This is a genomic window from uncultured Bacteroides sp. (assembly GCF_947632445.1).
Taxonomy (GTDB): Bacteria; Bacteroidota; Bacteroidia; order Bacteroidales; family Bacteroidaceae; genus Bacteroides.
Genome location: NZ_CANRPM010000010.1, coordinates 61,265 through 73,328 on the forward strand (window position 1 = coordinate 61,265; position 12,064 = coordinate 73,328).

Annotated in this window: 9 protein-coding genes and 3 pseudogenes; 5 read left to right on the forward strand and 7 right to left on the reverse strand. The window is 48.0% G+C overall.

Features of this window, described 5'->3' with window-relative positions; translation table 11 throughout:
• Window positions 1-150: 150 nt before the first annotated feature.
• Together Q0Z70_RS03695 and Q0Z70_RS03700 are read left to right on the forward strand one after the other, a co-directional pair.
• Window positions 151-826, forward strand: a pseudogene (locus tag Q0Z70_RS03695) (transposase); the annotation flags it as partial.
• Window positions 827-936: 110 nt separating this feature from the next.
• Complete coding sequence (locus Q0Z70_RS03700) at window positions 937-1,158, forward strand: hypothetical protein (RefSeq protein WP_298072760.1); 222 nt, start codon at window positions 937-939, stop codon at window positions 1,156-1,158.
• Window positions 1,159-1,267: 109 nt separating this feature from the next.
• On the opposite strand, the gene Q0Z70_RS03705 is transcribed toward Q0Z70_RS03700, so the two are convergent.
• From Q0Z70_RS03705 to thrA, 5 genes are all read right to left on the reverse strand, one after another.
• Entirely contained in the window at window positions 1,268-1,765 is a 498-nt protein-coding gene (locus Q0Z70_RS03705; protein WP_298072761.1) for a hypothetical protein, read from the reverse strand.
• A gap of 198 nt (window positions 1,766-1,963) precedes the next feature.
• A complete protein-coding gene (locus Q0Z70_RS03710) occupies window positions 1,964-2,182 on the reverse strand; it encodes an XRE family transcriptional regulator (protein ID WP_298072762.1) in 219 nt (72 codons plus the stop codon).
• An 837-nt stretch (window positions 2,183-3,019) separates the two neighbouring features.
• Entirely contained in the window at window positions 3,020-4,336 is a 1,317-nt protein-coding gene (gene thrC, locus Q0Z70_RS03715; RefSeq protein ID WP_298072763.1) for a threonine synthase, read from the reverse strand.
• Between the two features lie 12 nt (window positions 4,337-4,348).
• Complete coding sequence (locus Q0Z70_RS03720) at window positions 4,349-5,596, reverse strand: cofactor-independent phosphoglycerate mutase (RefSeq protein WP_298072764.1); 1,248 nt, start codon at window positions 5,594-5,596, stop codon at window positions 4,349-4,351.
• A gap of 62 nt (window positions 5,597-5,658) precedes the next feature.
• The gene (gene thrA / locus Q0Z70_RS03725) at window positions 5,659-8,091 is read right to left on the reverse strand and encodes a bifunctional aspartate kinase/homoserine dehydrogenase I (protein WP_298072765.1); all 2,433 of its coding nucleotides are present in this window, start codon (window positions 8,089-8,091) and stop codon (window positions 5,659-5,661) included.
• A 429-nt stretch (window positions 8,092-8,520) separates the two neighbouring features.
• On the opposite strand from thrA, the pseudogene Q0Z70_RS03730 reads away from it, so the two are divergent.
• Window positions 8,521-8,626: pseudogene (locus tag Q0Z70_RS03730) on the forward strand (L-asparaginase 1); the annotation flags it as partial.
• A gap of 26 nt (window positions 8,627-8,652) precedes the next feature.
• On the opposite strand, the gene Q0Z70_RS03735 reads toward Q0Z70_RS03730, so the two are convergent.
• The gene (locus tag Q0Z70_RS03735; protein ID WP_298072766.1) at window positions 8,653-9,195 is read right to left on the reverse strand and encodes a carbonic anhydrase; all 543 of its coding nucleotides are present in this window, start codon (window positions 9,193-9,195) and stop codon (window positions 8,653-8,655) included.
• A 428-nt stretch (window positions 9,196-9,623) separates the two neighbouring features.
• Between Q0Z70_RS03735 and Q0Z70_RS03740 the strand changes: the two genes are divergently transcribed.
• Entirely contained in the window at window positions 9,624-9,839 is a 216-nt protein-coding gene (locus tag Q0Z70_RS03740) for a hypothetical protein (protein WP_298072767.1), read from the forward strand.
• A 16-nt stretch (window positions 9,840-9,855) separates the two neighbouring features.
• Complete coding sequence (radA, locus tag Q0Z70_RS03745; protein WP_298072768.1) at window positions 9,856-11,223, forward strand: DNA repair protein RadA; 1,368 nt, start codon at window positions 9,856-9,858, stop codon at window positions 11,221-11,223.
• Between the two features lie 137 nt (window positions 11,224-11,360).
• Here the strand turns inward: radA and Q0Z70_RS03750 are convergent.
• A pseudogene (locus Q0Z70_RS03750) lies at window positions 11,361-11,543 on the reverse strand (IS982 family transposase); the annotation flags it as partial.
• Window positions 11,544-12,064 lie beyond the last annotated feature (521 nt).

Below are 12,064 nucleotides of genomic sequence, written 5' to 3' on the forward strand. Positions count from 1 at the left end.
GAACGTATCTCTTGTCAATCAAAGGGGCAAAAAGCGGGCGACAACACCTTCAGAACTTTTTATCCTGATTTCTTCACTCAAAATTGAGTAATTCCATAATAAGTTAATAAACAATTATTTGTAACTTTGCGCACCCTGATTTTGTGGTATCGGCATAAGAACCCTCAGATAATATTAGGCCTGTTAGTAAGCATAGACGGCTATCCGCTGGCTTATTGCATTCACGAGGGCAACAAATATGAGGGCCACACTATGCTGCCGGTGGTGACGGAATTTGTGCGCAGATATAATCTTGAGGACTTTATCGTGGTGGCAGACTCCGGACTGACGAACAATGACAACATGGCAGAACTTGAGAGAAACGGGTACAAGTATATAATCGGAGCGAAAATAAGGAACGAGAGCAGGAAAATAAAGCAATGGATATTGGAGCCGCCCAAGTCTCAAAGGGTATCTTACAAATACCGAGATTCCTTCGGAAGAAGTCTATGCAGCATATCATAACCTGTGGAATGTGGAAAGAGCCTTCCGCATATCCAAATCAAAGATAGAGATACGGCCGATGTTCCACTTCACGCGACGAAGGATCGAGGCACACGTCTGCATCTGCTTCATGGCATTGAAAGTTTACAAGGAACTGGAGCGACTGCTCAAACTCTCGGAAATCTGAATGAGCGTCGACAAGGTACTCGCACTTGCACAGACAATCGTGACAATCCGGGTCCGTTTGCCTCAAAACAAGCAGACAATCAGCAAAACCATGCTCATGAAACGTCATCAACGCATCGCACTACTATTCACTGATGAATTTTGGGGTACGCATTGACGAAGTCAGGAAAATATCGCTATTCACCAAATTTCCAATAACTTATATTTCATTGAACTCACGATAAAATACTCAAACACTTTGATTCATTGTGGGAGCTCGATATTAGAATGAAAGCCGAAGCAAATAAGCTTCACTATCTTAGGCTTGACTACCTTGTAAGGCGCAATAAACTTGCAGAAACCAATATCCGCCGTCCACAAGAGTTCTTTGCGAAGGTTTATGCCAACCTTCTGGAACACTATGTCAAGTTTTTAGCGGACAGCCGCCCTGCAAAGGATTATAAAGGCAACACGACGAACAACAAAAACGCCATGCCGGTAAAAAGATAAACGGAGCGGACACAGTTGCCCGCTTCGTTTACTTTTTTGCAAAAGGAGAATGCCTCCCATTGACAAAAGGATCTAATTATAGTCCCTCAAAAACACATGAACTTTTGACTTATTCAAATACTTTCACTACTGTATTTGAAGCAACATTAGCTTGAATCTCATAGCCAGCAGGAATTTCTGCTTTCGAGCCACAGATAAAACAAGCTGGCCATATAACAAAAACAAATAAGCATACAGAAAGTGTTGTACGGTTTTTGCCAGTTACATACACATCACCATTAGCCAAAGGAATCATTTCTCCATTAGGACCATAGAATTCTGTTATTCTAATACCCAAACGGCCTTTTGTTCCCCACCACGATGACTTCTTTGCCTCATATACAGTTCCGTCTACAATTGTTCCGTAAGGAATAGCTGTAACACCATCTACATTAACATCACGAGAAACCTTAAATGCTACCTTCTGGCCAACTTTAACATCTGCAGCTTTCGTTGGAGCAGAAATCTGTAAAGGAACCAATGTACCAGCTTTCACCGTAACTTCTTTTTGTGCCAATACAGTAACAGACATCAGACACAGAGCCATACAAATAAATAATTTTTTCATATTAATTGTTTTTTTAAGTTTATGCCGATAGTCTCCTTTGACGGCTGTTATTATTCCAGAAGTGAGAGACCACTGAACGTTAAATTCAACCACTTCCTACAAATTCCATGATATCATAAGAAACTGGCTGCAATATTAAACATTCTACAATAAACACCAAACCGATTTGTGTATCACAAACGATACACTTCTGTATCATTATTCTGTCAGTCTGCTCTTAGTCTCTTCCGACAATTCGTAGAAGAAATCACGACGCAAAATCTGGGAAATATTCAGAAGCAGGACCGTATCAATGCTGTTTTTATCAAAGATGCGATAAACGGCAGCACGGGTGCAGTTCAGTTTGCGAGCCAGCCAACTGACGGTTCGCTCCTGACGCTGTAACTCTTCTTTGATATTTTGACCTATGTTCACCATAATTATTATAAGACATGGTGTAACGAAAAGGGCGGGGCCGTTGCATACTTATCCACTTACTAGGTCAACCGCCAAGCAAACCTCAACACTAAACAAGTACGAACAATCCACGCCCCAAGGGGCATGAACCTAATCGTCGCATGTTCCTGTGTTTGAATAGATTTGGCGGTTATTCAGTAAGCCGGAACAAGGACTTTTAGTCCATTATCCAAAAATAAGTTGACAACGGAAATCGCTATTCCATTACTGTCAATGCAAATTTAAAAAAAAATATCGAAACTGCATTCAATTTGCCACAAAATAAAATAGCAAGATTCACAGGTTTCACCCTCCAAAATCCGTACTTTCACAAGTGAAGTTTCACCATAACTACCTAACAACAAACAACTTACGGTGAAACATACGGAAAAAGCAAATCCACTCCGTAAAATTGTGGTGAAACCGGCGGTGAATCATCATCTTTCACCATATCTCGCTGTCATTCAGCGACAAAAAGCGACGGTGAAAGCGTGAAGGATAAATCGGGAAAAACAGTTCCCAACAGGGAGATACGTCGGCTAAAGTCCATAGTTAGCGTCCGAATGTTTCACTTTACGACCGTCAAGTGTCTCTTTACAAACAGAAACAGCCAACCGTCCCCAAAGAAACAGGAAGCAATGCGATGACACACGGCAAATAATGCTAGACAATCAAACAAGCAATGTCGGACCGGAACACAAGCATGGCTCGCAAGCCGTACAAGTGTTGCTCGCGAGCCGTCAAAGCATTCGAACAGGTCAGTTGATGATAATCTGACCGCTGGGATAACGGCATTTCGTATTCTTTTTCCTGTCTTCATTACTCAATTTTGAGTGATGAAGTCAGGAGATAGTCCTTGAACGCAGCAAATTCTTTCGACATCGACAGGCTTTGCTTCTGTCCACGCATGAAAGCCTGCAATTTGGCGGGTATTTCCACTTTTTCGCCGATGATCTTCTCTACAGTATCTTTGAACTTGGCAGGATGGGCCGTTTCCAGAAAGATACCTGTTTCACCTGGTTTCAACCCTTCGGACAGGGCACGATAGCCACAAGCTCCATGCGGATCGAGCAGGTAATGATGCGTTTGCCATACGTTCTTCACCGTTTCGGCTATCTGTTCGTCGGTATAGGTAAACCCGCTGATGTCGGTGCAAATGGCAGCATGGCTGTTGTTATAAAGGTCGAGCACACGGGCAAAGTTGCTGGGCGCGCCTACGTCCATGGCGTTGGCAATGGTGGTTACCGACGGACGAGGTGAGTAAATACCTGTCTTCAGATATTGGTAAAAGATGTCGTTGCGGTTATTGGCGGCAATGAAGCGCTTTACGGGCAAGCCCATGCGTTTGCCGAAGAGGCCTGCCGTGATGTTGCCGAAGTTACCACTGGGTACACAAACAACGATGTTGTTGGCTTTGCCGGCTTTCTTCAGCTGGGCGTAGGCGTAGAAGTAATAGAAGGCCTGCGGCAGGAAACGTGCCACGTTAATGGAGTTTGCGCTCGTCAGCTGCATGTGAGCGTTCAGTTCCTTGTCCATGAAGGCAGCCTTTACCAACGCCTGACAATCGTCAAAAGTGCCGTCTACTTCGAGAGCAGTGATGTTCTGCCCGAGGGTCGTAAATTGTTTCTCCTGTATTTCGCTCACCTTGCCTTTGGGATAAAGTACATAGACATGAATACCCTCCACGCCCAAGAAGCCATTGGCTACCGCACTGCCTGTATCGCCCGAAGTAGCTACCAGCACATTGACCTGCTGTTTGCCCTCCTTGCGGATGAAATGACCCAGCAGACGTGCCATGAAGCGGCCGCCTACATCCTTGAAAGCCAACGTAGGGCCGTGAAAAAGCTCCAGCGAATAGATGCCGTCTGACACGGGCACCAGCGGTGCATCAAAGCTCAGCGTGTCGCAGACAATCTGTTTCAAGGTATCGGCTGGTACGACTTCGCCAAAAAAAGCATCGGCCACACGGCAAGCTATCTCCTGAAAGCTGAAATCCTCGATATGGTCGTAAAACGATGCGGGCAATGACTTGATGACATCGGGCATGTAAAGACCCTTGTCAGCAGCCAGTCCTTTGACGACAGCCTCTTCCAGACTGACGTTGTGTTCCTGTTGGTTGGTGCTATAGTATTTCATTCAGTATTGGGGTTATTTCATAAATTCATTCATAAACTCATCTTCTTTCATCAAACCATAAACGCCATTGCAGGCGGCCACTTCGTCGAATGTCTGCACCTCGTCTGGTTCGATGCCCGGATACCAAATGAGAAAAGGTACAGGTTCGACCGTATGCGTGCGCAGTTCGCAGGGTGTAGGATGGTCGGGAAGGACGGCGATGGCTACCGGTTCATTCCAATCCTTTACTTCCTCATAGATGGGACCTATGGCACGGCTGTCCAAATTCTCGATGGTACGTATCTTCAAATCCACATCGCCCTCATGACCAGCCTCGTCACTGGCCTCCACATGAAGGTAAACGAAGTCGTCAGCCTTCAGCGCTTCAATCGCAGCGGCAGCCTTATTCTCGTAATTAGTGTCATACAAGCCCGTAGCTCCCTCCACCGTCAGACGGCGCAAACCCGCATAATAACCGATACCATTGATCAAGTCGACGGCAGAAATGACACTGCCCTTACGGATTTGAGGATATTTTTCGGCCAGCGATTCCATCTGCGGACGATAGCCGGGGCTCCAAGGCCAGATGCTGTTGGCGGGGTCTTTGCCCTCAACCTTGCGCTTCAGGTTGAGCGGATGGTTCTTGAGCAGTTCCTGCGAACGTACAATCAGATCGTTTATCAGATCAGCCGTCTGCTTGGGTGTAAGTTCGGCGTTACCTTCGGGGCAGGTAATGTGTTCCGTACCTGGCAGAGGCTTCACCATCAGAGGACGGTAGGGTTTGAGCGGCACGTCGTGGGGCGGTGTACAATCAATACGCTTGTCGCCTCCCTTGACCACCAGCAGATGGCGGTATTGCACGCCTGTGTAGAAGTGCACCCTATCGTTTCCCAACTTTTCCTGCAAGTATTGCACCAGCACATCGGCTTCGGGCGTTGTGATGTGCCCCGCCGAATGGTTTTTCAGCAGATCTCCCTCGATGCAGATGATGTTGCATCGCATGGCCATCTCGCCCGGCTTCAGATTGACACCAATGCTGGCGGCTTCCAGCGGGCCGCGTCCTTCGTACACTTTGAACAGATTATAACCCATGACCGACAGGTTGGCCACCTCGCTACCCGGATGGAATCCATCAGCCACAGTGACGAGTCGCCCTGTACGACCCATGCGGGCCAGCATGTCCATGTAGGGTGTATGAGCGGCTTGCAGCAAGGTTTTGCCGCCCAGCGACTTGACAGGCCAATCGGCCATGCCGTCGCCCAATATAATGATGTGTTTCATTTCTTTAATGGAGAAATGGCGATACGTTCATTTTGAATGTTCCATTCTCAATTTTTCATTGATTAAACGTTTGCAATACTCATGATGTCGGCAAAGACGCCGGCGGCTGTCACACCAGCTCCTGCACCATAACCTTGGATCATCATCGGATATTCGCGGTAGCGTTCGGTGGTGAGCAAGATGATGTTGTTGCTGCCCTCCAAGCCGTAGAAAGGATGGCCGATGCCCACTTCCTGCAGGCCTACCGAAGCCTTGCCATCCTCCAACCGGGCCACGAAACGCCAGTGTTTCTTCTCGGCTTCGAGCACCTGACGACGGGCTTCAAAGCCGGCATCCAGCGCGGGCACTTTCTTCCAGAAATCATCCAGCGATCCTTCGAAGAAATCGTCGGGCACGAAGAGGTGCTTCTCTACGTCGTCTTGCTCCAGACGGTAACCGGCTTCGCGTGCCAAAATGACCAACTTGCGGATAACATCTTTCCCACTGAGGTCGATGCGCGGATCGGGTTCGGAATAACGCTCTTCCTGCGCCATGCGGATAGTTTGGCTGAAAGGTATGCTGCCACTGATCTTGTTGAAGATATAATTCAGCGTTCCGCTCAGCACAGCCTCAATCTTTAGGATCTTGTCACCGCTATGTATGAGGTCGTTAATGGTGTTGATAATTGGCAAACCTGCGCCTACATTGGTTTCAAAGAGGTACTTCACACCACGCTGGCGGGCTATCTGCTTCAGTTCGCGATAGCTTTCGTACTCCGACGAGGCAGCAATCTTGTTGGCAGCCACCACAGACACGTTGTGTTGCAGCAAGTCTTTGTACAGGGAGGCGACGTCTGCGCTGGCCGTACAGTCGACAAACACCGAATTGAAGATGTTCATACCGATAATTTCGCTGCGCAATACGTCCAACGAGCTGTCCGTTCCATTCTGTTTCAGGTCTTCGCGGTAGTGCTCCAGGTCGATGCCTCCGCGACGGAAGAGTGCTTTCGAGGCGTCGGCAATACCCACTACATTCAGCTGAAGGCCGTTTTCCTGCATCAGTTTCTGGCGTTGGCTCCGAATTTGTTCGATGAGACTTCCGCCTACCGTACCAATACCACAGATGAAAAGGTTGAGCACCTGGTATTCGGAGAGGAAAAACGAGTCGTGAATGACGTTGAGCGACTTACGGAGTGACTTGCTTTCGACTACGAACGAGATGTTCGTCTCCGAGGCACCCTGCGCACAGGCTATCACATTGATACCGTTGCGCCCCAGCGTACCGAACAGCTTGCCTGCGATACCCGGCGTGTGCTTCATGTTCTCGCCCACGATAGCCACCGTAGCCAGGTTCTTTTCCGCCTGAATAGGCGAGATTTCACCCATCTCGATTTCCTTGGCAAACTCTTCGGTCAGCACGGCGCAAGCCAGGTCGGCATCGGCATTGCATACACCGATAGAGGTGGAGTTTTCCGACGATGCCTGCGACACGAGGAACACACTGATCCCGTTTTTGGCCAGCGCCTTGAAGATACGGTAGTTCACACCGATGACGCCTACCATGCCCAAACCCTGAACCGTAATCAGCGTAGTGTCGTTAATGGACGAGATACCCTTGATAGGCTTGCTCTGCGGATTGGATACTTCCTGCTTAATGATAGTTCCTTCGCCTTCGGGGTTGAAGGTATTCTTGATGAGAATGGGGATGTTCTTGTGACACACGGGGTAGATAGTGGGTGGATAGACTACCTTAGCGCCGAAGTTGCACAACTCTGTCGCCTCCACATAGCTCAGTTCGTTGATGGTATAGGCGGTAGAGATGACCCGCGGATCGGCAGTCATAAAGCCATCCACGTCGGTCCATATCTCCAGCGAGTCGGCGTCAAGGGCGGCGGCAATGATGGCTGCCGTATAGTCGGATCCGCCCCGTCCCAGATTGGTCACGTCGCCTGTCGCCACGTCGGTGGCAATGAAACCGGGCACCAGCGAACGTTTGGGCAGGTTGGAGAAGGTGCTGCGCACCAGGCGGTTGGTCAGTTCCTTATCGAGCACGTGCTTGGAGAACTTCTTTCCTGTCTTGATAAACTGGCGTGAGTCAAACCATTCGGCTCCTGTCAGCTGGGCAGCGATGATAGAAGAGAGGCGTTCGCCATAGCTCACGATGGTATCCGACGTCTTCTGCGACAGGTCTTTGATGAGATAGATGCCCTGGAAAATATCTTTCAGCTCGTTCAGTAGTTCGCCCACCTTATGTTGCAATTCCACCTGTTGAGGGCCTGCCGGAAAAGCTTCTCTGATCATCTCCACATGCCGGAACACGATTTCACGGAAGCCTTCTTCATAGGAGGCATTGCCAGCTGCGGCCTTGCGTGAAGTATCTATCAACTTGTCCGTAATGCCTCCCAAGGCCGAAACAACCACAATCACCGGCTCATCTGCAGCCTCTACTATCTTTTTGACGCTCAAAATGCTTTTTGCGGAACCTACCGACGTTCCGCCGAATTTCATAACTTTCATTTCTCTGTATATTATATATAGATTGAAAGGGTGATACAATGTGTCGGAAGCAAACACCCCCAAAAGGGTCTGCACTGACATTTCTTAAAATGTAAAATCGAAAAAACTGCTGAAAAATAGTGTAACACGTAGAAACACAAATACTATCCCCTAACCCCTAAGGGTCATGGTACACATGGATGTCCCTGTATATAAATAGTATCTGTTCATAATTACTGTTCCTTTGTCGTCTTTTTGATAAATTGCTGCAAATATAGGAATAAAAACATTCAATCTAATACTTTTCCCCACTTTTTGTGATAAAAGTGCAGAAAATTGTCGGCCTTTTAAAGAAATACAACTCTAATCCGTAGAGAAACTGCGAAATAAGACATGGTATAGTCGCCACTCACACTTCCATTTTGCGAATATACACCAGCGACTATCGGAATGATGGAGAACCCCCGAAACAAATGCACTGGAGAACTTTAACATGAAGCAGCTCCAGAAACAGATTTCCAAACGGCAAAACTTCAATTTCTGTATCGACACATATTCCCGGCGAACGAAATCACCGCCTGGTCATTCCACCGGCGTTAGCTCGCCCGTCACGGAGTCAATGATATAGCCCGACACGTGTATGTCGTGCGGGATAAGCGGATGGTTCGAGATGGTATCCACCGTCTGTCGCACCGATTTCTCTGTGTCGCCGAAGCCATAAAGCCACGAATCGAAGTCCACACCACAGAAGCGAATCAGGTCAATCGTTTCCTGCTTGATGCCCCGCGCCTTCATATCGGCTATCATCTGCTCGCCGCTCATGTGACATGCACCGCAATCGGAGTGGGCAATGACCATCACCTCCGTGACGCCCAGTTCATAGATGGCCACCAACAGGCTGCGGATGACGCTCCCAAAGGGGTGCGAGATAACGCCTCCCGCATTCTTGATCATCTTTACGTCGCCGTTCTTGATACCCAGTGCGGCAGGCAGCAGTTCGGTCAGCCGCGTATCCATGCACGACAGGATGGCGATCTTTTTGTCAGGATACTTTGTAGTGATAAATCGCTCGTAGCCCTTTTCGGCTACAAACTGCTTGTTGTATTTCAGAATTTCTTCTATCATAGGCTTCCTTACCATTTTTTGAGTGAAAAACGTTCGGAGAGAACGCTTCAACAGACCGGCATCCGCCCGGCTCCTCTTCCCTCCTTGCGTCGACACAGCAAAATTAAAACATCACTGCGTAACAGCCAAAAATAGGCCTCCTTTAACCGCTAAAAATCTGTTAACAGGGAACAAATTTCACGTTAATAAAAACTAAAACACCGACCTGGAAGGCCAAACGACACTATCCATCTCCATTTTTCCACTCCCTTACTGCTGACAGTTGGCAGTTTTCGTTTTCTCATTCACACGTCGGATGCAATCCACTTTGAAAAACATATCGGCAGAGTTGTAAAACAGAAAACAATGTTTCGACCGCACGAAAGCACCGTTTTCCACACCTTAAATCAATGGATTAGTTGTGTTAACAGACAGTCCGGCTTTTATGGATGGATTTTAAAGGTTATCTTGTCATGCCGAAAACAAGAGTGAAAACGCAAGCATGGACACTGAACAAAAGCGACAAAACAGCTGGCAGAAAATTAAAACAACAGACAGAAAATGGCAGACAGACTGCAACCAAACAAGGGAAAGGAATAGCCGAAAACTTCGTTTCCGCTTTGTGCTTCTCTTGGTTTGCACTATCTTTGAAGCCACAATCTTAAAAAAAACTTTCTGATTATGCCCAAAGAAAAGACCGTGTACGTATGCAGCAACTGCGGACAGGAGTCGCCCAAGTGGCAGGGGAAGTGCCCTGCATGCGGGCAGTGGAACACCTTTACCGAGGAAATCGTGCGCAAAGAACCCGTCGTCCGCCGCCCCGAAGCAGGCATTGCGCCGGCCAAGGCCAAACCCGTAACGCTGGACGAAATAGAGGCTGCGGACGAACCCCGTATCGACCTGCACGACGCCGAGTTAAATCGCGTGCTGGGCGGCGGACTGGTACAAGGTTCGCTGGTGCTGATAGGCGGCGAGCCGGGCATCGGCAAGTCGACCTTAGTTCTACAAACCGTCCTGCGACTGACGGAGAAGCGCGTGCTCTATGTTTCGGGCGAAGAGAGCGCCCGCCAGCTGAAATTGCGTGCCGAACGGCTGACAAAGCAGTCGTCGGATTGCCTGATTGTCTGCGAAACGTCACTCGAACAAATCTACGTCCATATCAAAAACACCCGCCCCGACCTTGTCATCATCGACTCCATACAGACTATCTCGACCGAAGCACTGGAGTCATCACCCGGAAGCATCGCCCAAGTGCGCGAGTGTGCCGCCAGCATCCTGCGCTTCGCCAAGGAGACACACACGGCGGTTATTCTCATCGGCCACATCAACAAGGAAGGCAGCATTGCAGGCCCCAAGGTGCTGGAGCATATCGTGGACACCGTCCTCCAGTTTGAAGGCGACCAACACTACCTGTACCGCATCCTGCGCAGCATCAAGAACCGCTTCGGCAGCACCGCCGAACTGGGCATCTACGAGATGCGGCAGGACGGATTGCGGCAGGTGAGCAACCCCTCAGAACTGCTCCTAAGCCACGATCACGAAGGCATGAGCGGCGTGGCCATCGCCTCGGCCATTGAGGGTGTGCGTCCGTTTCTCATCGAGACGCAGGCGCTGGTCAGCTCCGCCGTCTATGGTAATCCGCAACGCTCGGCCACGGGTTTCGACCTGCGCCGCATGAACATGCTCTTGGCCGTACTCGAGAAGCGCGTGGGTTTCAAGCTGGCGCAAAAGGATGTCTTCCTGAATATCGCCGGAGGCCTGAAGGTGAATGACCCTGCCATCGATTTAGCCGTTATCAGTGCGATCCTGTCGAGCAACGTGGACACGGAAATCGAAGCCGAAGTGTGCATGGCGGGAGAGGTGGGACTTTCGGGCGAAATACGCCCCGTGAACCGCATCGAGCAGCGCATCGGCGAGGCCGAGAAGCTGGGTTTCAAACGCTTCATCCTGCCCAAGCACAACGTGCAAGGGCTGGACACGCGAAAGCTGCACATCGAGTTGGTGCCGGTGAGGAAGGTAGAGGAAGCTTTCAGAACTTTATTCGGATGAGTGCACCACAGAGGATACAGAGTTTTTTAAGTTTATAAAATAACGTGAGTTCGACGAATTGTAAATGCTTATAAAATTGGTGATAAGGGCTACATTGGCAAGCTTCCCATATATAAATTCCACAAAGGCTTTGTATTGTATCCTGAATCATGAAAAAGTATCATAATGAGCATGATTTCTGCCTTTGACAGGGTTGAAACACGGTGATATTTCCGCTTTGTAGCAGGTTTAAGCATGTATTTTATCATCATGGCTTCAAAAAACTTGCAGAAATCATCTGCCATACAGAATAATTCTATAGCTTTGCTTTCGGTGATCATAGCGATTATTGTTCGTAATTCTTTCTTTTTTAGCACTATAAAGATACGACAATTTTCGCTAATCACCAAATCCTAAGAACTTAAAATTCGTCGAACTCACGTTATTCTTACTCTATCCATTTTTTCAACATTACCGTTGTTGCATTATCAACTTGAACTTAGGATTACATCATTTTAACACTTGCGGAACCTAAAATGTTAATGATTTATAATGTCAATTCTATTTTTTCTTTGCTTTTTGCTTGAATGATTAAATTTGAGTATTTTTGTAACAATATTGCCTACATTGTGGTATTAACAATGGTGACGGGTAATATATTACATAATGTAAAGCGTCATTGATGCTTTGTCTTGTGGCTTTCTGAAACCTAAGAAATTTCGAATTGTTGGTCATGGACAATGTCTGAAGTGAGTGCTACGGGTATGTTAAATTGTATCCCGGAGTGTTAGTGGTCAAAAAAGGGCATAGAGAGAAAGCGAGATATCTTTGTGACAAAAAAGACGGCAAAGATGTACAGCAG